This is a genomic window from Klebsiella sp. I138, from assembly GCF_051131765.1.
Taxonomy (GTDB): Bacteria; Pseudomonadota; Gammaproteobacteria; order Enterobacterales; family Enterobacteriaceae; genus Klebsiella.
On sequence record NZ_CP180447.1, the window covers coordinates 2,086,136 to 2,106,779 of the forward strand.

The 20,644-nt window shown below is 56.5% G+C and carries 22 protein-coding genes; 15 read left to right on the forward strand and 7 right to left on the reverse strand.

The window, feature by feature from the left end:
• The first annotated feature begins 14 nt into the window (after positions 1-14).
• From ACMYSK_RS09770 to rutG, 3 genes are read left to right on the forward strand one after another with little or no spacing between them, the layout of a single operon-like run.
• Positions 15-605: a malonic semialdehyde reductase gene (locus tag ACMYSK_RS09770; protein ID WP_434642379.1), complete on the forward strand. Its 591-nt coding sequence runs from the start codon at positions 15-17 to the stop codon at positions 603-605.
• A gap of 9 nt (positions 606-614) precedes the next feature.
• Positions 615-1,109 (forward strand): NADH-dependent FMN reductase RutF, encoded by a 495-nt coding sequence (gene rutF, locus ACMYSK_RS09775; protein WP_434642381.1) that lies wholly within the window; start codon positions 615-617, stop codon positions 1,107-1,109.
• A 21-nt stretch (positions 1,110-1,130) separates the two neighbouring features.
• Positions 1,131-2,453 carry a pyrimidine utilization transport protein G gene (gene rutG, locus ACMYSK_RS09780; protein WP_434642384.1) on the forward strand — a complete coding sequence of 441 codons (1,323 nt, stop codon included), beginning with the start codon at positions 1,131-1,133 and terminating at the stop codon, positions 2,451-2,453.
• Between the two features lie 143 nt (positions 2,454-2,596).
• Here the strand turns inward: rutG and ACMYSK_RS09785 are convergent, their stop codons facing one another.
• Entirely contained in the window at positions 2,597-2,770 is a 174-nt protein-coding gene (locus ACMYSK_RS09785; RefSeq protein WP_004860412.1) for a general stress protein, read from the reverse strand.
• A gap of 381 nt (positions 2,771-3,151) precedes the next feature.
• On the opposite strand from ACMYSK_RS09785, the gene wrbA reads away from it, so the two are divergent.
• Both wrbA and ACMYSK_RS09795 read left to right on the forward strand, forming a co-directional pair.
• Positions 3,152-3,748 (forward strand): NAD(P)H:quinone oxidoreductase, encoded by a 597-nt coding sequence (gene wrbA / locus ACMYSK_RS09790; protein WP_434642387.1) that lies wholly within the window; start codon positions 3,152-3,154, stop codon positions 3,746-3,748.
• Positions 3,749-3,768: 20 nt separating this feature from the next.
• On the forward strand, positions 3,769-3,996 hold the full coding sequence (locus ACMYSK_RS09795; RefSeq protein WP_004860407.1) for a YccJ family protein: 228 nt from the start codon (positions 3,769-3,771) through the stop codon (positions 3,994-3,996).
• Between the two features lie 75 nt (positions 3,997-4,071).
• Here ACMYSK_RS09795 and agp read toward each other — a convergent pair whose 3' ends face one another.
• The gene (gene agp / locus ACMYSK_RS09800) at positions 4,072-5,319 is read right to left on the reverse strand and encodes a bifunctional glucose-1-phosphatase/inositol phosphatase (protein WP_434642390.1); all 1,248 of its coding nucleotides are present in this window, start codon (positions 5,317-5,319) and stop codon (positions 4,072-4,074) included.
• 156 nt (positions 5,320-5,475) lie between these two features.
• Between agp and ACMYSK_RS09805 the strand changes: the two genes are divergently transcribed.
• Both ACMYSK_RS09805 and ACMYSK_RS09810 read left to right on the forward strand, forming a co-directional pair.
• Positions 5,476-5,925 (forward strand): winged helix-turn-helix transcriptional regulator, encoded by a 450-nt coding sequence (locus tag ACMYSK_RS09805; protein WP_434642392.1) that lies wholly within the window; start codon positions 5,476-5,478, stop codon positions 5,923-5,925.
• Positions 5,926-6,055: 130 nt separating this feature from the next.
• Positions 6,056-6,844, forward strand: a complete 789-nt coding sequence (locus ACMYSK_RS09810; protein ID WP_434642394.1) for an SDR family NAD(P)-dependent oxidoreductase — start codon at positions 6,056-6,058, stop codon at positions 6,842-6,844.
• Here the strand turns inward: ACMYSK_RS09810 and ACMYSK_RS09815 are convergent.
• Complete coding sequence (locus tag ACMYSK_RS09815) at positions 6,841-7,200, reverse strand: winged helix-turn-helix transcriptional regulator (RefSeq protein WP_434642397.1); 360 nt, start codon at positions 7,198-7,200, stop codon at positions 6,841-6,843. The genes ACMYSK_RS09810 and ACMYSK_RS09815 overlap by 4 nt on opposite strands.
• A gap of 100 nt (positions 7,201-7,300) precedes the next feature.
• On the opposite strand from ACMYSK_RS09815, the gene ACMYSK_RS09820 reads away from it, so the two are divergent.
• Positions 7,301-8,050 carry an SDR family oxidoreductase gene (locus ACMYSK_RS09820; RefSeq protein WP_434642400.1) on the forward strand — a complete coding sequence of 250 codons (750 nt, stop codon included), beginning with the start codon at positions 7,301-7,303 and terminating at the stop codon, positions 8,048-8,050.
• Positions 8,051-8,067: 17 nt separating this feature from the next.
• On the opposite strand, the gene ACMYSK_RS09825 is transcribed toward ACMYSK_RS09820, so the two are convergent.
• Positions 8,068-8,292: a hypothetical protein gene (locus ACMYSK_RS09825; protein ID WP_434642403.1), complete on the reverse strand. Its 225-nt coding sequence runs from the start codon at positions 8,290-8,292 to the stop codon at positions 8,068-8,070.
• Between the two features lie 247 nt (positions 8,293-8,539).
• On the opposite strand from ACMYSK_RS09825, the gene ACMYSK_RS09830 reads away from it, so the two are divergent.
• Positions 8,540-8,662: a small membrane protein gene (locus tag ACMYSK_RS09830; RefSeq protein WP_434642405.1), complete on the forward strand. Its 123-nt coding sequence runs from the start codon at positions 8,540-8,542 to the stop codon at positions 8,660-8,662.
• A gap of 100 nt (positions 8,663-8,762) precedes the next feature.
• Here the strand turns inward: ACMYSK_RS09830 and ACMYSK_RS09835 are convergent, their stop codons facing one another.
• Positions 8,763-10,154 (reverse strand): APC family permease, encoded by a 1,392-nt coding sequence (locus tag ACMYSK_RS09835; protein WP_434642407.1) that lies wholly within the window; start codon positions 10,152-10,154, stop codon positions 8,763-8,765.
• 365 nt (positions 10,155-10,519) lie between these two features.
• The gene (locus tag ACMYSK_RS09840; protein WP_434644016.1) at positions 10,520-11,938 is read right to left on the reverse strand and encodes a glutamine synthetase family protein; all 1,419 of its coding nucleotides are present in this window, start codon (positions 11,936-11,938) and stop codon (positions 10,520-10,522) included.
• 225 nt (positions 11,939-12,163) lie between these two features.
• On the opposite strand from ACMYSK_RS09840, the gene puuD reads away from it, so the two are divergent.
• The 4 genes from puuD to ACMYSK_RS09860 all read left to right on the forward strand — a co-directional run bounded on the left by puuD (position 12,164) and on the right by ACMYSK_RS09860 (position 16,507).
• Positions 12,164-12,916, forward strand: a complete 753-nt coding sequence (puuD, locus tag ACMYSK_RS09845) for a gamma-glutamyl-gamma-aminobutyrate hydrolase (RefSeq protein ID WP_434642410.1) — start codon at positions 12,164-12,166, stop codon at positions 12,914-12,916.
• Between the two features lie 25 nt (positions 12,917-12,941).
• On the forward strand, positions 12,942-13,499 hold the full coding sequence (gene puuR, locus ACMYSK_RS09850; protein ID WP_004860381.1) for an HTH-type transcriptional regulator PuuR: 558 nt from the start codon (positions 12,942-12,944) through the stop codon (positions 13,497-13,499).
• A gap of 237 nt (positions 13,500-13,736) precedes the next feature.
• Positions 13,737-15,224 (forward strand): aldehyde dehydrogenase PuuC, encoded by a 1,488-nt coding sequence (puuC, locus tag ACMYSK_RS09855; protein WP_434642412.1) that lies wholly within the window; start codon positions 13,737-13,739, stop codon positions 15,222-15,224.
• A 2-nt stretch (positions 15,225-15,226) separates the two neighbouring features.
• A complete protein-coding gene (locus ACMYSK_RS09860; RefSeq protein WP_434642414.1) occupies positions 15,227-16,507 on the forward strand; it encodes an NAD(P)/FAD-dependent oxidoreductase in 1,281 nt (426 codons plus the stop codon).
• Between the two features lie 109 nt (positions 16,508-16,616).
• On the opposite strand, the gene ACMYSK_RS09865 is transcribed toward ACMYSK_RS09860, so the two are convergent.
• Positions 16,617-17,582, reverse strand: a complete 966-nt coding sequence (locus ACMYSK_RS09865) for a LysR substrate-binding domain-containing protein (RefSeq protein ID WP_434642417.1) — start codon at positions 17,580-17,582, stop codon at positions 16,617-16,619.
• A gap of 82 nt (positions 17,583-17,664) precedes the next feature.
• On the opposite strand from ACMYSK_RS09865, the gene ACMYSK_RS09870 reads away from it, so the two are divergent.
• Positions 17,665-18,750: a tartrate dehydrogenase gene (locus ACMYSK_RS09870; RefSeq protein WP_434642420.1), complete on the forward strand. Its 1,086-nt coding sequence runs from the start codon at positions 17,665-17,667 to the stop codon at positions 18,748-18,750.
• Positions 18,751-19,010: 260 nt separating this feature from the next.
• Positions 19,011-20,618: a BCCT family transporter gene (locus tag ACMYSK_RS09875; RefSeq protein WP_434642423.1), complete on the forward strand. Its 1,608-nt coding sequence runs from the start codon at positions 19,011-19,013 to the stop codon at positions 20,616-20,618.
• Positions 20,619-20,644: the final 26 nt, after the last annotated feature.

A 20,644-nucleotide genomic window follows, 5' to 3' on the forward strand; every position in this document is an offset into this window, starting at 1 on the left:
TATCAGGAGAATCTATGAGCGAAAGCATTAACCAAAGCGCGCGTGACAGTCTGTTTACACACGCCCGCACCCACAACGGCTGGCTGGATAAACCGGTCAGCGATAGCCTGCTACAGGAAATATATGACCTGATGAAAATGGGCCCGACCTCTGCCAACTGCTCCCCTGCACGGATCGTTTTTGTCCGCACGCCTGAGGGCAAAGAGAAGCTGCGCCCGACGCTCTCCAGCGGCAATCTTGAGAAAACTCTGCGCGCGCCGGTGACCGCCATCGTTGCCTGGGACAGCGCCTTCTACGATCGGCTGCCCGTGCTGTTTCCCCACGGCGATGCCCGCAGCTGGTTCACCTCCAGCCCACAGCTGGCGGAAGAGACCGCCTTTCGCAACAGCTCCCTGCAGGCGGCGTATCTGATTTTCGCCTGCCGCGCCCTCGGGCTCGATACCGGGCCGATGTCCGGGTTTGACCGCGACAAAGTCGATGCGGCGTTCTTTGCCGAAAACGGCTGGAAGAGCAACCTGCTGATCAATATCGGTTATGGCGACGAAACCCTACTGTATGGCCGCCTGCCGCGCCTTCCCTTTGATGATGCCTGCCAGCTGGCGTAAGGAGCCACTATGCCCGTAGCGGATAAACAGAGTTATCGTGACGCCATGGCCCAGGTCGGTGCCGCGGTGAACGTTATTACTACCGATGGCCCGGCGGGGCGGGCCGGCTTTACCGCCAGCGCGGTCTGTAGCGTCACCGATACGCCGCCGACGCTGCTGGTCTGCCTCAACCGTTCTGCTTCGGTGTGGCCGACCTTCAGCCAGCACCAGGCGCTGTGCGTCAACACGCTGGCGGCAGGCCAGGAGTCGCTCTCCAACGTCTTTGGCGGTAAAACACCGATGGCCGAGCGTTTCGCCGCCGCCGAATGGCAAGTCGGCCTCACCGGCTGCCCACGCCTGGTAGATGCGCTGGTCAGCTTCGATTGTCGCATCAGTCAGATAGTCAGCGTCGGCACCCACGACATTTTGTTCTGCGAAGTTGCCGCCATCGTCAGACATCCAGAGCCGCGCGGCCTGATGTGGTTCGACCGCGGCTACCACACGCTCATGCGTCCAGTCTGTTAACCTCAAACCCGGGATATCATCATGGCACTTTTCGATTTTCCTCGCTGGCAGTTGACCTCCCCTTCCGCCGCGTCCGGCGTGGTGGCCCCTGATGAACGGCTCTCCATTGGGCAAACGATGGTCATGGGCGTCCAGCACGCGGTCGCCATGTTTGGCGCCACCGTACTGATGCCGATTCTGATGGGGCTGGATCCTAACCTGGCGATTTTGCTGTCCGGGATCGGTACGCTGCTGTTTTTCCTGGTGACCGGCGGCCGGGTACCCAGCTATCTGGGTTCCAGCGCCGCCTTTATCGGCGTAGTGATTGCCGTCACCGGCTTTAATGGCCAGGGGCTCAACCCGCATCTTAGCGTCGCCCTGGGAGGCATCATCGCCTGTGGTCTGGTGTATACCCTGATTGGCGTGGTGGTGATGAAAATCGGCACCCGCTGGATTGAACGGCTGATGCCGCCGGTGGTGACCGGCGCGGTAGTGATGGCTATAGGGCTCAATCTCGCGCCAATTGCCGTACACAGCGTCTCGGCCAGCGCCTTCGATGGCTGGATGGCGGTCCTGACCGTACTGTGTATCGGACTGGTGGCGGTCTTTACCCGGGGCATGATCCAACGGCTGCTGATCCTCGTTGGCCTGATCGTCGCCTGTGGGCTGTATGCGCTGCTGGCGAATGTTCTCGGTCTGGGTAAACCGCTCGACTTTACCTTACTGCAACAGGCCGCGTGGTTTGGGCTGCCGCACTTCACCGCGCCGACCTTTAACGGCCCGGCGATGATGCTGATAGCCCCGGTGGCGGTGATTCTGGTGGCGGAAAACCTCGGTCACCTGAAAGCGGTGGCCGGGATGACCGGGCGCAATATGGACCCGTATATGGGTCGGGCGTTCGTCGGCGACGGGCTGGCCACGATGCTCTCCGGCGCGGTGGGCGGCAGCGGCGTGACCACTTACGCGGAAAACATCGGCGTAATGGCGGTAACCAAAGTCTACTCCACGCTGGTTTTCGTCGCCGCGGCGTTGATTGCTATTCTGCTCGGTTTTTCGCCGAAGTTTGGCGCGCTGATCCACACTATTCCCGGCCCGGTTATCGGCGGGGCATCGATTGTGGTCTTCGGACTGATTGCGGTCGCCGGCGCGCGTATCTGGGTGCAGAACCGGGTTGACCTCAGTCTGAACAGCAATCTGATTATGGTGGCGGTAACGCTGGTGCTCGGCGCCGGGGATTTCGCCCTGTCACTGGGTGGTTTTACCCTTGGCGGGATCGGAACGGCCACCTTCGGCGCGATTCTACTTCATGCGCTGCTTAACCGCCGCACCCATGAAGCAGAACAACCCGACGTCACCCCCGTATAACCCCCCGTTAACGCGGACCGACATAACAACCGCTAATCGCCCCAGTGAACCATAAAAAAACCGCCGGCAAATGCCGGCGGCGAGGAGGATGTGGCTGGCGCTCAGGAGATTAAAACCACATCGTAAACAGTCAGCCGCGTGCGTCAGCTATGACGGTTACCGTGACTGTTTTTTCCTCCTTTTTTGCCCGCTTCCGAGGCGCGCTGGGGATCGTTTTTGAAGTTCCCCCCGCTATGCTGGCCACCCTTACGACCTGCTTCTGATGCTCTTTCACGATCCTCGGCAAAGTTGCCGGAACCGCCACGATGGTTTGCCATCACTGACCTCCACTTGGTTAGACATCATCTTGCATTGCCTACAATACGAGGCCGCAGCTCTGCGGCATATGGCATGGCCATTTTCGTATCGCGTGCTGTTAAGCGTAGTGAATGAAACTCATTCACTCAGTAAATAGTAACATCCTGAAACAACTCCGCCTGCAAAACGGGTATCTCGCGGTCTGCAACAGGCTAACCATCTCTTATCACTCACGAAAAGCGGGCCGAGGAAGATGTTTCTTTTTGCGACAAATGCGTTCTTTGCAATTTTGTTATAAATCAAATAAATGATTGTTAGATTTGCACTCTTAGCCAGACGCCTTATCTTTAAAGGTAGCCAGTCGTTTGACTGGTCTATAACGCAACCGAGGAGTGATGCAAATGGCTAAAATTCTGGTGCTTTATTATTCAATGTATGGAAACATCGAGACCATGGCTCATGCCGTCGCCGAAGGGGCGAACAAAGTAGACGGCGTTGAGGTGGTTGTGAAGCGCGTGCCGGAAACTATGCATGCTGAGGCGTTTGCCAAAGCAGGCGGGAAAACGCAGAATGCGCCCGTCGCCACGCCACAGGAACTGGCAGAGTATGACGCCATCATCTTTGGTACCCCAACCCGTTTCGGCAATATGTCCGGACAAATGCGCACCTTCCTGGATCAAACCGGCGGCCTGTGGGCATCGGGTGCGCTGTACGGCAAACTGGCCAGCGTATTTTGCTCCACCGGTACCGGCGGCGGGCAAGAGCAGACGATTACCTCCACCTGGACGACGCTTGCCCATCACGGCATGGTCATTGTGCCGATCGGCTACGGCGCGCAGGAGCTTTTTGATGTGTCGGCGGTTCGCGGCGGCACACCGTATGGGGCGACGACTATCGCCGGCAGCGACGGCTCCCGTCAGCCGAGTCAGGAAGAACTGGCAATCGCCCGCTATCAGGGTGAACACGTCGCAGGACTGGCAGTTAAACTACACGGCTAACCTTCAGCAGGAGGATTTGCATGCCAACTCAAGAAGCGAAAGCCCACCACGTGGGTGAATGGGCAAGTTTACGAAATACCTCTTTAGAGATCGCCGAAGCGATTTTCGAATTAGCCAAATACGATGAAAAGTTAGCAGAAAAAATTTGGGAAGAAGGCAGCGATGAAGTGTTGTCTTTGGCCTTCGCGAAAACGGATAAAGACGCCCTTTTCTGGGGTGAACAGACCATCGAGCGTAAAAACGTGTGACCTACCGGCCCGGCGCTACAACCGGGCCGACGGAACGATAACCGGACCGGCCATCACTGGCCGGTCCGTTTTTTTCTATTTCGCGGCGTCGTTCATAACCTGCTTAAATGTCTCCATTGGACAGAAACCGTTCGCGTCCACCGGGCAGCCGTTCAGCGCCAGGGTCACCCGCTGAGGCGGGGATTGCAGCGTTAACGTGTCGCTATTACGCAGCTGCGATGTGCTTTGATACACATATTCAATTTTCATCAGCTCACGATTTGCCCCGCTATCATGCCAGCGCTGGAAAACAATTTTTCCGCCGATCGGGGTGCGTTCATACTGGTCGTGCAGCTGATAAGGCTTGAAATCCAGCGCCGTCAGCAGCGAGGCAATGTTGGAGTCATGCCCGACCAACAGCGTCACTTTCGCCGCCTGAGCGGCATCGCCAACCCACGCGTTATCGATATATTTCACCAGCGGTTTCGCCACGTTACGCGCCACTTCCGGCGAGGTGAACAGGCTATCCTGATAGCCGTTTTTCAGCTTCGATAACACCTGCCACTGCTTGTCGGTTTTGATTTCGCCCCACGCGACCTGATCCAGCGGATAGCCTTCGTAATACTGCAACGTAAACGCATCAACCAGCGAATTACCCACCTTCAACGGCCCGGAAACGCCCGGCTCCTGCTGATATTTGGCGCTAAAGGTATCTTTGCCATCGCTCAGGGAGCACTGCTGCTTCTCTTTGCAGGATGGCGAGTTTTGATAATCCGTCATCACCTCAAGCAACTTGTAGCTATCGGCCAGCTGCATCGTCTGCCGCTCTTTTTCCATCGCCTGGACGGCTTTTTCGCTGAATGCGGCGGAATCGTCGGTAATAACTGGGTTAAAAGTCGGGTCCATGGTGCCCATTTTCGGCTGATGATGCACCGTGACGCCACAGCCGGGAAACGCGCCGGTAATAAAGAACTGCGCGGTCGCCACGGTACGTTGCAGACTGTTGGCGTAGGCGTAAACCGCATTCTCCGGCGGACATTCACCGCGGGTGACCAGCCCCTGCTGCGCCAGCCATTCGCGCATGTAGTGCCCCATGTAGACTTCAAGCACCCCGCCCTTGGTGGTCAACTGACCGCCGGGAACATCCCACTCCGGCCATGATTTTGGCGTTGACTGCTCCAGCACGCTGCCGTTGTTGGCCAGCGGCGCGCGCAGATTGTGGCGACTCATGATCAACACCTGCTGTAGCTGATAGCCCTGCGGCGCCGTCTGCTCCTGTGCCTGGCCTGCAGCGGAAAACATGATGGCCCCGGCAACGACGCTGGCAAGTAGACTCTTTTTCATCCCTTAATCCTCAGTCAGTGATTATCATCGCTTTCATTGTGACAAATTGATGACATTTTTCCGCCCGGCAGCTCGCAAACTGATGCAACGGGAGAAACTTTTATCTGTCCGGGGAAATAGTTTTATAATAAAACGACTGAAGCAACAGGAGCTATCGTGAAACGTACCCGTCTGGAAAACAGCAGTTGCCCTATCGCCCGCTCACTGGATGTCATTGGCGACTGGTGGTCGCTGCTTATCGTCCGCGATGCCCTGAGTGGAACCCGGCGCTTTAGCGAATTTCAAAAGCACCTTGGCATCGCTAAAAACATGCTGGCCGGACGCCTGAAAATGCTGGTGGAAGAAGGCATTCTGACGATGCAGCCCGCCTCCGACGGCAGTGCATGGCAGGAGTACGTGCTCACCGAAAAAGGCCGCGGGCTGCAAACCGTGCTGGTAGCGCTCGCGCAATGGGCCGACGAGTTTCTGTTGGCGCCCGACGACCCCGTCACCGTACTGGTGGATAACCTGACGCGCCAGCCGCTGCGCAAACTGGTGCTCCAGTCCGCCGATGGCCGGACCCTACAGCCTGATGACATTAGCGCCAGGCTTCCTGTAACAGACTGATTTAAATTATTATTTCATTTTAACCTTACATTATATAAAAATAATTCCCGTCAATTGGTTGCATTATTAAACCAATTATCTCATGCTGAATTAAGTTTAATTATGAAACCAAACCAGCAGAGACAACACCATGACAACCTATACCGCTTTAATTACCGGCGCCTCTTCCGGCATCGGCGCCGTTTACGCAGGACGCCTCGCGGCCCGCGGCTTTAACCTGATTCTGGTCGCTCGCCGTGAGGCGCGTTTGCAGGCTCTCGCCGAAGAGCTGCAAAGCCTGTATGGCATTCACGCTGACGTACTCAAGGCCGACCTGAGCGAAGAAAATGGTATCGGTGCCGTAGAAGCGCGCCTGCAATCGGATCCGACGATCGCGATGGTGATTAACAACGCCGGCACGGCGAAAATGGGGGGATTGCTGACCACGGATGTGCGCGAGCACCAGATGATTCATACCCTGAATACCACCGCCCTGCTGCGCCTGAGCTATGCCGCGCTGGCCGCTTTCCGCCCGCGCGGCCAAGGGACACTTATCAATATCGCCTCGATTCTGGCGCTCCACGCGCTGCCGGGCAGCGCCGTTTATAGCGCCAGCAAGGCGTGGGTGCTGAGCTTTACCCGTGCGCTTGGAGAGGAGTTTGCCGACAGCGGGCTGCGCATTCAGGCGGTGCTCCCGGCGGCCACCGCGACGGCGCTATGGCCCACCTCCGGCGTCGCCCTTGACGCTCTGCCGGCGGGCTCGGTGATGACCACGGAAGACCTGGTAGACGCGGCGCTCAGCGGGTTGGATCAGGGAGAAAATATCACCCTGCCGCCGGTTCACGATCTGACGCTCTGGGATAATTTCGACCAGACGCGGCTGGCGCTGTTCACCAGCGCGCGTACCGGCCAGCCTGCGCCGCGCTATCGCCCTTCTTAACGTTTAAGCAGATGACCGTGCTGGCTCATCCACTCCGCCAGCGGCTGTAGCGCGCTGCGCATTGACAGCCCCAGGGCGGTTATCTGGTATTCAACGCGAGGGGGGATTTCGGGGTAGACGCAGCGCGACACCAGCCCGCGCTGCTCAAACAGCCGCAGCTGACGAGTCAGCTCTTTTTGCGTAATCGGCGCCGCCGCGCGCAGCAGCTCACCAAAACGCACCGGCGCATTGAGGACAATCAGCCGGTAGAGAATCGGGATCGCCCACTTGCCGGCAATCAGATTAACAAAGTCGGTCATCGGGCAAGACTGCTGCACAAAATTATTTTCCCCGACGCGCACCGCTGTCTTCGCCATAGCACACCTTTCGCCTCATTAGTATCCAATTGGTACCTGGTATCCTTTGGATACTAAAGCTTTTATAGTCCCTTTTCCAGAGCACGGTCAGGAGAAGATCATGGGACGTTTAGCAGGAAAATATACGCTGATAACCGGCGGCACCAGCGGCATTGGTCTCGCCACGGCACAGGAGTTTATCGCCGAAGGGGCGCGGGTTGCGGTCACCGGTCGTCATCCGCTGGCCCTTGAACAGGCGCAGGCAATATTGGGGGAGCAAGCCTGGGTCATTGCCGCAGATTCTGGCGACGCTGCCGGGCAACAGCAGCTGGCAACCACCCTGGCCAGTCGCTGGCCGCAGCTGGATGCCGTATTTATCAACGCCGGGGATGTCACCCACGGCCCCTTCGGTGAATGGCAGGAAGCGCAGTGGGATCGGATAATGAACGTCAATCTGAAAGGCCCGTTTTTCTTGCTGCAGGCGCTGCTGCCGCTGCTCGCTAACCCGGCATCGGTGATTCTCTGCGGGTCGGTCAGCGCTCACATCGGCCTGCCCACCAGCAGCGCCTATGCCGCCAGCAAAGCCGGGCTGCTGTCGCTGGCGCGCACCTTGTCGGCGGAGCTGCTGCCGAGCGGCGTCCGCGTGAACGGCCTGAGCCCGGGCCCGGTCCGCACCCCGGCGCTGGATAAGCTGGGCCTGAGCGCCCAGGCCTTGAGCAACCTGCAAGAGGAGATCAAAAACCTGGTACCATTAGGCCGGATGGGCACACCGCAGGAGCTGGCCAAAGCGGCCCTGTATCTGGCATCGGATGAGTCCAGCTATGTGGTAGGCACCGAACTGCAGGTGGACGGTGGTACGGGAAATCTCTGATCCGGTGACGGCGGGCGTTACTCCGGTAGCGGTACCGCCGCCAGTGTACAGATAGCTTCATGCTCGCCGCCGCGACGATCGACCATCACCACTTTGTCCCCGGCTTTTTTACCTTCACAGGGTTTTAGCACCTGATCCACGATACGTTCACGGGTTTGTTGGCGATCTGACTCGGCCATAGCGGTCAATGAAGTCAGGGCGAGTGTCAGCCCAACCAGGCCAACGATATGTTGATTACGCATGCATTATTCTCAGACAATTCTTACTCACGTGCAGAGTATCAGCCCGGGGCCCGCACGTCTGTAAAATCACTTAACGGATTGTTACCCGACCGACAAAATGGCGGATCATGTCGGTCTGCATGATTTTATCATGCTGATTTTTTTCGCTTTTAATACCAAAGCGAGTCATATTTCAGACACATCCTGATGCTATCTTACACGCAACTTAATAGAGTGCATGGTTTTCAACTCAAGCCCAGGATCGCTTATGTCCGGTATTATTCTCATTGTTGTCGCGGTCATTTTGCTGGGAGTGGCAATTTACAGTCTGGTGTCATACGTCAAAGAACGCCGCGCCAGCCAGCTCCCGACCCATAAGAAGAAAAGGTAGCCTCTCTCTATGTGTCACGATGTTCCATCGTCTGTCACGGAAAAATAAAAGCAGGCACAATGCCTGCTTTTATTCTTTTCTTCCTGATCAGCCTGAATGATTACGACTCCCAGGCCTGCTCTGCTTTACGGGCATCAAACTGCGGTGGAGGCTTACGGAAGCGGCGGGTCAGCCAGGTCAGATAAAGCAGCCCTACCGCCGCCCACACCAGCCCCAACGTCAATGATGTTGCCTCCAGATTAACCCACAGCACCGCCACCGTCGCCGCGCCAATCAGCGGCAGAATCAGGTAGTGGACACGATCCTTCCACGTTTTGTTAAAGCCTTTGCGCCGCCAGAAGTGGTTGAACACCGACAGGTTGACGAAAGTAAACGCGACCAGTGCACCGAAGTTAATCAGCGCCGTTGCGGTCACCAGGTCAAAGAACAGCGCCGACATCGCCACGACCCCAACCATCAATACGTTCAGCGCCGGCGTTCGCCATTTCGGATGCACGTAGCCGAAAATACGTTCCGGGAAGACGTTATCGCGCCCCATGACATACAGCAGGCGGGAGACGCTGGCGTGAGATGCCAGACCTGACGCCAGCGTATTCACGAAAGTGGTACAGAGGAAGATCGACTGGAACAGCTTCCCGCCGACGTACAGCGCAATTTCCGGCAGCGCCGCATCAGGGTCCTTAAAGCGGCTGATGTCGGGGAAAAAGAGCTGCATGAAGAAGGAGGCAACGATAAAGATAATCCCGCCATAGACTGCCGTCAGGAAAATAGCTTTCGGAATAGTGCGCGCGGCATCCGGCGTCTCTTCCGACAGCGTCGTGACTGCATCAAAGCCAAGGAACGAGAAACAGACAATCGTCGCCCCGGTGATAATCGGGATCAGATGGGCGTTCTGGCTGATAAACGGCTGCAGCGACCAGACGGTACCAACCCCTTCCCCCTTATGCAGTCCCTCAACAACCAGGAAAATAAAGACCACCATGATCGCAATCTGCACCAGCACAAACAGCGTATTGAAGTTTGCCACCAGATTGACGCTTTTGAGGTTTGCGGCAGTCAGAATGGCGACGAAACCCACCACCCAGATCCACGGTGGCACTTCCGGGAACAGCGCCGACAGATAGATCTTCGCCAGTAATACGTTGATCATCGGTAAAAAGAGATAATCCAGCAGCGATGACCAGCCCACCATAAAACCCACGTACGGGCTAATCGACTTCTGCGCATAGGTATACGCCGAACCCGCTTCCGGGAACTGACGCACCAGCTTGCCGTAGCTGATGGCGGTAAACAGCACCCCAGCCAGCGCCAGAATATAAGAAGCCGGCACGTGACCGTTGCTGATCCCGGACACAATACCAAAGGTGTCAAACACCGACATCGGCGTGAGATAGGCCAGCCCCATCACAACTACCTGCCAGAGCTTGAGCGACTTGCGCAGACGGGGTTTTCCCGCCTCGGATGAGATGTCGAGAGAAGCGTTAGCAGCCATAGTTATCCCCCCCCATGTAAACGTGGGTTTGTGGGCACAATGACCGGGTGACAAACCTGCTTAGCAAGGGGGTAAGGCATAAATAATCGGTTAAAACATACCGACGCGCGGCGGTTAATTCAGCCTGTTTACGGCATGCATTGCGGCCTTCATGGCCCCCTTCTCCCTGCGGATATTTGAACATCTGCATCATCACTTACCTCGTCACACACTCTGTCGTTAACTGAAGCCCGTTATCGCCTGCGCTCCTTTACGCGACATCCGGGAAATGGCTGGACTCCCAGCAAAAACGTCCGACCAGGCTCCGCTCAGGCCGTATGATGCTACTTCTCAATAAAATCTATGGGCCCCTTGCGGGGCGACAATCAGGCGTTTTTCAACATCCAGTCAATTTCTGTTTCTGTGATAAGACGTTCAAACTGCAACAATTCGTCATGCTTACAGGCGTGATAAACGTGACAGAAACGTTCACCCAGACGCTCGCGCAGGTGATCGTTTTGCATAAACTCCCACAGCGCATCGCTTTGACGGATTGGGAACGGCAGCCCTTCTTGCTCAAGGCCATTCCCTTCGACTTCTTCCTGCAGCGGCAGCGTATTATCCAGACCGTGCAAAATGCCGGCAAAGATCGCCGCCATCACCAGATAAGGGTTGGCATCAGCCCCCGCAACGCGATACTCCACGCGATGATTCTGCCGATCGCCGCAGGGGATCCGCAGCGCCACCGTCCGGTTGTTATGCCCCCATGAAGCCTGAGTCGGGACGTACATGCCCGGCTGAAAGCGACGGTAGGAGTTCACGTTCGGTGCCAACAGCGCCATCGACGCCGGCATCAGGTCAATCATCCCGGCAAGCGCGCGTTTCAGCAGCGCAGAATCTTCGCCATCGGCGTCTGCCAGAACGTTTTCGCCCTTGTTATTTTGCATACTGATATGGATGTGCATCCCACTGCCAGCATGCTCTTCATAAGGCTTGGCCATAAAAGTGGCATGCATCTTATGCTTCTCGGCCATCAAACGCACGAGGCGTTTTAACGCCAGCGCATCATCGCAGGCATCCAGCACGTTATCGGTGTGATAAAGGTTGATTTCGAACTGGCCCGGTGACGCTTCCGCTACCGCACCATCGGCCGGAATCAGCTGTAGCTGAGCCAGCTCATCAATGTCGTTGAGCACGTCGGCAAAGTGGTTAAGGTTATCCACGGAGTAGACCTGGCTTTGGGTGTTGCGATCGCCGGTACCCGGTGCACAAGGCGGCTGCAAATAGCCTTCGGCATCGCGTTTGCGATCGAGTAAATAGAACTCCAGCTCTACCGCTACCACGGGGAACAATCCACGCTGGCGCAGCTGCTGCCAGAGGCGATTGAGTACGTTCCGCGGCTCAACGTCAAAGGGAGCGCCATCTTCATCAACCATGGTCAGCTGCAGCTGGCCGATAGATTCCGGGTCGGCGGCAGAGGGGGTTAAGGTCCCCGGTACCGGGATGCAGGTGCAGTCCGGTTCACCCATGTCCTGGCCCAGGCCGGCTTCTTCAACCACATTCCCCAGAATATCCATCGCAAACACGGAGGCCGGGAAGTAGCACCCTTTTTCCAGTTTGCTCAGGCTGGAGACCGGGATGCGCTTGCCGCGGAAACAGCCGTTCAGATCGGTCAGCAACACATCGACATACTGCGTATTCGGGTACCGCTCAAGGTAGCGCTTCACTTCATGAGTGAATGCGCTGCCCCGTCTCTCTTCTGACTGCTGAACAAAATTCTCAACTTCTACAATATTGGTTTCCATCATTCACCGCCGTTGTGTTGGTTTCGGACTTCGGCTTTCTTGCCGTTAAATATAATGTCCACCCTTCGAATGTGTATGCAAACAAAATGTTTGTCAAATGTTAAATTAAGTTTGCAAACGGCTATTTCCACTGCTAGATTGAGAAAATATTGAACGATATGGCCATTTGAAGCGCTAAATGGTCATAATTTAGTCCACTTTGTGAGGGCGATCATGGAAAATATAATGTACAAGCCAGTAATTGGTGTCGTGATGTGCAGGAACAGGCTGAAGGGTCACCAGACCCAGACCCTGCAAGAAAAATACCTGAATGCAATTATTAACGCTGGCGGACTGCCGATTGCTCTGCCCCACGCGCTGGCGGAACCGGAACTGCTTGCCGCGCTGTTACCTAAACTGGACGGAATTTATCTGCCGGGCAGCCCTAGCAATGTGCAGCCGCACCTTTATGGTGAAAACGGCGATGAGCCTGACGCCGATCCCGGGCGTGATCTTCTGAGCATGGCATTGATTAACGCCGCACTCGAAAGGCGTATCCCCATTTTCGCCATCTGCCGTGGGTTACAGGAACTGGTTGTCGCCACCGGTGGGACTCTGTATCGTCGTCTTTTCGAGCAGCCGCAACTCCTCGAACATCGCGAAGATCCGGAGCTGCCGGTCGAGCAGCAATATGCGCCTTCTCACGAAGTACAGGTTCAGAAGGGAGGATTACTTTCTCAGTTAATACCGGGCTGCAACACGTTTTGGGTAAACTCGCTACATGGGCAGGGAGCAAAAACATTAAGCTCGCGTTTGCGCGTCGAAGCCCGTTCTTCGGATGGGCTGGCAGAGGCGGTCAGCGTCAATGACCATCCCTTCGCGCTGGGGGTACAGTGGCACCCTGAATGGAACAGTAGTGAATACGCCCTGTCGCGTCTGTTGTTTGAAGGTTTTATCACCGCCTGTCAGAACCAGATGGCTGAAAAGTCGCGGCTCTGACCATTACAGTTAAGGAAATGCAAATATGAGCGATGACGGACTGGCGCCAGGAAAACGTCTGTCAGAGATCCGCCAACAGCTGGGTCTTTCACAACGTCGTGCCGCCGAACTGTCTGGGTTAACACATAGTGCCATCAGCACCATAGAACAGGACAAAGTCAGTCCTGCCATCAGTACGCTGCAAAAGCTGCTGAAAGTTTATGGGCTGTCGCTCTCGGAATTCTTTTCTGAACCAGAAAAACCTGATGAACCGCAGGTGGTTATTAATCAGGATGACCTTATCGAAATCGGCAGTCAGGGGGTTTCGATGAAGCTGGTGCATAACGGAAATCCGAACCGTACGCTGGCGATGATTTTTGAAACTTACCAGCCTGGAACCACGACCGGGGAGAGGATCAAACATCAAGGTGAGGAAATCGGCACCATACTGGAAGGTGAAGTCGTACTGGTCATCAATGGTCAGTCGTATCATCTGGTTGCTGGACAAAGCTATGCCATTAATACCGGCATACCGCACAGTTTCAGCAATACTTCGGCAGGTATTTGCCGAATTATCAGTGCCCACACCCCCACCACATTCTGATTTTTTAGCCTGAGCACGTTTCAGGCTTTCTTCTGGCCTGCTCCGTCGGATGCCCTCTTTCCGGCGGAGCGAAGAACACGCAAATAATACGCGCGTAGTGCGGAATCTTATTTCCTGCTGGCCTCAATAATACGCGCAAATAAAACGCGCTAAAGACGGTATCTGACTCCGGGGACGCCCTTCGCCCTGTGCTGTCTGAAATGCCCACTATTCGATTATGTGATTAAGGAGTCTTATATGGATTTCAAACATCTGGCCTGGTGGCAGGATAAAGCGAAAAGCATGGAGATTGAAACGCGGTTATTTATTAATGGCGAATATTGCTCTGCTGTCGATAATACCACGTTTGAAACCCTCGACCCCGCCGCGCAGCACACCCTGGCGCACGTCGCCCGCGGTAAAAAAGCCGACGTCGACCTCGCCGTTCAGGCCGCACGCAGCGTCTTTGAACGCGGCGACTGGTCGCAGGCGACGCCCGCAAAGCGTAAAGCCGTGCTCAATAAGCTGGCAGACCTGATGGAAACTCACCGGGAAGAGCTGGCGCTGCTGGAAACGCTCGATACCGGGAAGCCCATTCGCCACAGTCTGCGTGACGATATTCCCGGCGCCGCCCGGGCCATCCGCTGGTATGCAGAAGCCATCGACAAGGTGTACGGCGAAGTTGCGCCAACCGGCGTCAACGAGCTGGCGATGATCATCCGTGAGCCGGTAGGCGTCATTGCCGCCGTGGTACCGTGGAACTTTCCGCTGCTGCTGGCCTGCTGGAAACTCGGCCCGGCGCTGGCGACCGGCAACAGCATCATTCTTAAGCCTTCTGAAAAATCTCCGCTGACCGCCCTGCGCCTTGCCGGCCTGGCGAAAGAAGCCGGACTGCCTGACGGCGTACTGAACGTGATCAGCGGTTTTGGTCACGAAGCCGGTCAGGCCCTGTCACTGCACTCCGACGTCGAGGTCATCACCTTTACCGGCTCCACTCGCACCGGCAAGCAGCTGCTAAAAGACGCAGGCGACAGCAACATGAAACGCGTCTGGCTGGAGGCGGGCGGTAAAAGCGCCAATATCGTCTTTGCCGACTGCCCGGACCTGCAAAAAGCGGTCAACGCGACCGCTGGCGGCATCTTCTACAACCAGGGCCAGGTCTGCATCGCCGGTACCCGCCTGCTGGTTGAAGACAGTATCGCCGATGAGTTCCTCAGCCGTCTGCAGGAGCAGGCTCGTCTCTGGCAGCCGGGCAACCCGCTCGACCCGAACACCACGATGGGCATGCTAATTGATAACACCCATGCCGACAGCGTGCACAGCTTCATCCGCGTAGGCGAAAGCCACAGTACTCTGCTGCTCGATGGCCGGAAAAACCCGTGGCCTGCCGCCGTTGGCCCGACCATTTTCGTCGATGTCGACCCGGCTTCGCCTCTGAGCCGGGAAGAGATTTTTGGTCCGGTTCTGGTCGTCACCCGCTTCACTTCAGAAGAAGAGGCGCTGCGGCTTGCCAACGACAGCCATTACGGCCTGGGAGCCGCGGTATGGACGCGCGACCTGTCCCGTGCTCACCGCATGAGCCGTCGCCTGAAAGCCGGCTCCGTGTTTGTGAACAACTATAACGATGGTGATATGACCGTGCCGTTTGGCGGTTATAAGCAAAGCGGTAATGGACGTGATAAGTCTCTGCACGCGCTGGAAAAATTCACCGAACTGAAAACGATATGGATGACTCTGGAGTCTTAATCATGACCGAACATACCACCAGTTATTACGCCGCCAGCGCCAATCAATACGAACCGTTTCCGACGCTGAGTGAGTCCATCAGCTGCGACGTCTGCGTTGTCGGCGGCGGCTATACCGGCCTCTCTTCGGCCTTACATCTTGCCGAAATGGGCTATGACGTGGTGCTGCTGGAAAGTGCCCGGATCGGCTTTGGCGCCAGCGGGCGCAACGGCGGTCAGCTGGTTAACTCCTACAGCCGCGATATCGACGTGATTGAAAAAACCTACGGACCGGACGCGGCAAAAATGCTCGGCAGCATGATGTTTGAAGGCGGCGAGATTATCCGCGAACGCATCCAGCGCTACCAAATCCAGTGCGACTATCGCCCCGGCGGCCTGTTTGTGGCGATGAATCACAAACAGCTGGAAACGCTGGAAGAGCAAAAAGAGAACTGGGAGCGCTACGGCAACAAGCAGCTGGAGCTGCTCGATGCCAACGCCATCCGCCGTGAAGTCAACAGCGATCGTTATGCCGGCGCCCTGCTCGATCACAGCGGTGGTCATATTCATCCCCTGAATCTGGCCATCGGCGAAGCGGATGCCATTCGCCTGAACGGCGGCCGGGTGTTTGAGCAATCGCCGGTCACCCGCATCCAGCACACCAGCCCGGCGGTCGTCACCACGGCTAAAGGCCAGGTTACCGCACGCTACGTGATCGTCGCTGGCAACGCCTATCTGGGCGATAAAGTGGAGCCGGAGCTGGCCAAACGCAGTATGCCGTGCGGCACTCAGGTCGTCACCACCGAACCACTGTCTGAGGATGTCGCCCGTTCGCTGATCCCGAAAAATTACTGCGTGGAAGACTGCAACTACCTGCTGGACTACTATCGCCTGACCGGTGATAACCGTCTGCTGTACGGCGGTGGCGTGGTTTACGGTGCCCGGGATCCGGACGACGTTGAGCGCCTGATCATGCCGAAGCTGCTGAAGACTTTCCCCCAGCTAAAAGGGGTGAAAATCGATTACCGTTGGACCGGCAACTTCCTGCTGACGCTCTCAAGAATGCCGCAGTTTGGCCGTCTGGATAACAATATTTATTACATGCAGGGCTACAGCGGCCACGGCGTGACCTGTACCCACCTCGCCGGGCGGTTGATTTCCGAGCTGCTGCGCGGAGACGCCGAGCGCTTCGACGCCTTTGCAAACCTGCCGCACTATCCGTTCCCGGGCGGACGCAGTTTACGTATTCCGTTCACCGCCATGGGCGCCGCATATTACAGCCTGCGCGACCGCCTTGGGGTATAGCCCGCTACGCCGCCAGTGCTCGATGATTGCCGCCGGGGTCGTTGACCCGACAACCGGCGCGGATGCACCGTTCACTCAGCCCTCCCGGCAGCACCCGCCGCCTGGAGGGCTATTGCGTATCGCGTCGGGTTTCACGGCTCACACTGCACTGCTGCGGATAGTGCTGTTGAAAATAGTGGCGTAAAAACTCCACCGTGGTACGAATTTTCGCCGAGGTCGCCAGCCGCGACACATACACCGCCCAGACGTTGGCCGGTTGATAATATTCCGGCAGCAGATGAACCAGGTGACCGCTGGCAATATTTTCACTGACATCCCACCATGAGCGCAGTGAGACGCCCTGTCCGTCCAGACACCACTGATGGACGATCTCCCCGTGGTTAGACGACAGCGGGCCAGTCACCTTAATCGCCTGCTCCCCCTCTTTTCCGTGCAGTTGCCACACGCCAAACGGACGATCGCGCTCTTTAATCACCAGACACGGTAAGGTTGCCAGATCGCTGAGCTGCCTTGGCTGCGGGTGACGGGCCAGAAACGCCGGTGACGCGCAGAGAATACGGTGATTGGTCGCCAGCTTGCGGGCTATCAGATTGGGGGCAATATCATCGCCCACGCGAATGTCCAGATCGACGCCTTCGTTGACCAAATCCACCAGCCGGTCCTCAACATCAAACCGCAGCTCCAGCTGGGGATACTGGCGGGCCAGCGCCGACAGCGCCGGCGCCACTACCCGACGGCCAAAGCCAAAGCTGCTGATAATACGCAGCGTACCCTGCGGTACCTGACGCACATCGGACAGCTCATCCATCATTTGGTCTACGTCCTGCAAAATGCGCTGCGCCCATTCGTAGATGCGCTCTCCCTCTTCGGTAATGGTAACCCGACGGGTAGTGCGGTGCAGCAGCACGACATTCAGCGTCTGCTCAAGTAACGAAATGCGTTTACTGACAAACGCCGGCGAAACGCCGAGCTCTTCGGCAGCGGAGGCAAAACCGGCGCGACGGGCAACCAGCATAAACACGCGTAAATCATTTAGCAGCGGCAGATTATTCATGAACTGTGTTTTATGTTTCACCAGTTAGCGTGATTGATTATGAACCAGTCAATTATAGGATAGAAAGGAAGTCAATTTTCATCGCTAATAAGTGAGAACCGGTATGAAGAAAACCTGTCGTATTGCCGCCATCCCAGGAGACGGTATTGGTAAAGAAGTTCTGCCTGAAGGTATTCGCGTATTACAAGCCGCGGCTGAACGTTGGGATTTGTCATTAAGCTTTGAACAGATTGAATGGGCCAGCTGCGAGTATTACGCCCACCACGGAAAAATGATGCCGGACGACTGGCATGAGCAGCTCAAAACGTTTGATGCACTCTATTTTGGTGCCGTTGGCTGGCCCGACACCGTCCCGGATCACGTCTCGCTGTGGGGCTCGCTGCTCAAGTTTCGCCGGGAGTTCGATCAGTACGTTAACCTGCGGCCGGTCCGCCTGTTCCCCGGCGTCCCCTGTCCGCTGGCGGGTAAAAAAGCCGGCGATATTGATTTCTACGTGGTGCGAGAGAATACCGAAGGGGAATATTCCTCTCTCGGCGGACGCATGAATCCGGGTACCGAACACGAGATGGTTATCCAGGAGTCGGTATTTACCCGTCGCGGCGTAGACCGGATCCTGCGCTACGCATTCGAACTGGCGCAAAGTCGTCCGCGTAAAACCCTGACCTCCGCCACCAAGTCCAACGGACTGGCCATCAGCATGCCCTATTGGGATGAGCGCGTAGAGGCCATGGCCCAACAGTACCCTGATATCCGCTGGGATAAACAACATATCGATATCCTGTGCGCCCGCTTCGTCCTCCAGCCAGAACGCTTCGACGTGGTCGTTGGCTCAAACCTGTTCGGCGATATCCTCTCCGACCTTGGCCCGGCCTGTACCGGTACTATCGGTATTGCTCCGTCGGCGAACCTCAACCCGGAACGGACCTTCCCGTCGCTGTTTGAGCCAGTGCACGGCTCGGCGCCGGATATTTACGGCAAGAACATCGCCAACCCGATTGCCACTATCTGGGCCGGCGCCATGATGCTGGATTTCCTCGGCGCCGGCGATGCGCGCTATCAGGCCGCCCATGACGGCATTCTGCAGGCCATCGAGCAGGTCATTGCCAGTGGGCCGAAAACGCCGGATATGAAAGGCGTCGCCTCCACCCAGCAGGTCAGCGAAGCCATTTGCCAGGCTATTTTGCGTTAAAGGTCAAACCATAAAATCAGAGCCGCGTCACTGACGCGGCTTTTTTATTGGTTCCAGCAAGGAGATAACCTGCGCCATTTCACCTTTTATTATTTCCGTTCCGTGTTTTATTGCTTCACGAAACGGCCAATTGTTTAATCCATGTAACGAAGAAATAATTTAATTGTTAACAACAGCATCATCATGAACGTTGACCCTACTGCATGATAACAACGACAGGCTAAAGCCAAACACGGGCGCAGACGCCCAGGAGATCCCCCATGTTGAGCAACGTAAAGAAAAAGGATGTGCCGCTTATCGCGATAAGTCTGGTGGCTATCCTTTTTATCGCAGCAGCATTAAGTCTCTTCCCGCAGCAAACCGCGCAGGCGGCAAATACAATCTTCAATAGTGTGACCCGCATGCTCGGTTCCGCCGTTCAGGTTCTGGTGCTGCTGGCGCTGGGCCTGGTGCTCTACCTGGCCACCAGCAAATACGGCAATATCCGCCTTGGCGAAGGGAAAGTGGAGTACAGCACCCTCTCATGGCTGTTTATGTTTATCTGCGCCGGACTGGGGTCTTCCACTCTGTACTGGGGTGTGGCCGAATGGGCCTACTATTACCAGACGCCCGGTCTGAATATTGCCCCGCACTCGCCAAAAGCGCTGGAATACAGCATCCCTTATTCCTTCTTCCACTGGGGCATCAGCGCCTGGGCGACCTATACCCTGGCGTCACTGATTATGGCCTACCACTTTCACGTACGTAAGAATAAGGGGCTGAGCCTCTCCGGGATTATCTCGGCCATTACCGGCGTGCACCCGCAAGGGTTCTGGGGCCGCCTGGTGGATCTGATGTTCCTGATAGCGACCGTCGGCGCGCTGACTATTTCACTGGTGGTCACCGCCGCAACCTTTACCCGCGGGCTGTCTGCCCTTACCGGTCTGCCGGATAACTTTACCGTTCAGGCGTTTGTCATCCTGCTCTCCGGCGGTATCTTCTGCCTGAGCTCCTGGATTGGCATCAACAACGGCCTGCAGCGCCTGAGTAAACTGGTTGGCTGGGGTGCATTCCTGCTGCCGCTGGTGGTATTGCTGGTCGGCCCGACGGAGTTCATCACCAACAGCATCATCAACGCTATCGGCCTGACGACGCAGAACTTCCTGCAGATGAGCCTGTTTACCGACCCACTTGGCGATGGCGCCTTTACCCGCAACTGGACCGTCTTCTACTGGCTGTGGTGGATTTCCTACACCCCCGGCGTGGCCATGTTTGTTACCCGCGTCTCTCGCGGGCGCAAAGTGAAAGAAGTTATCTGGGCGCTGCTTCTCGGCAGTACCGTTGGCTGCTGGTTCTTCTTCGGCGTCATGGAAAGCTACGCCATGCATCAGTTCATTAACGGGACGATCAATGTGCCGAACATTATGCAGACCCTGGGCGGCGAAACCGCCGTGCAGCAGGTGCTGATGTCGCTCCCGGCCGGCAAGCTGTTCCTCGCCGCTTACCTGTTCGTGATGATTGTTTTTCTCGCCTCGCACATGGATGCCGTGGCCTACACCATGGCAGCGACCAGCACCCGCAACCTGCGGGAAGGGGAAGATCCGGAGCGCGGACTGCGTCTGTTCTGGTGCGTGATGATTACGCTTATTCCCCTGTCGATACTGTTTACCGGCGCGTCGCTGGAGACCATGAAAACCACCGTGGTGCTGACCGCCCTGCCGTTCCTCGCCATTTTACTGGTGAAGACCGCCGGCTTCCTGCGCTGGTTAAAACAGGATTACGCCGCAATCCCGGCTTATCAGATTGAAAGCTATACGCCCGATGTGACCACCAAAGAGTCGCAGGCCCCGGCTGGGGCATTAATGAAAAGCGATAACCCGTCGCTGTAACCGAACATCTTACAATCACAATCATC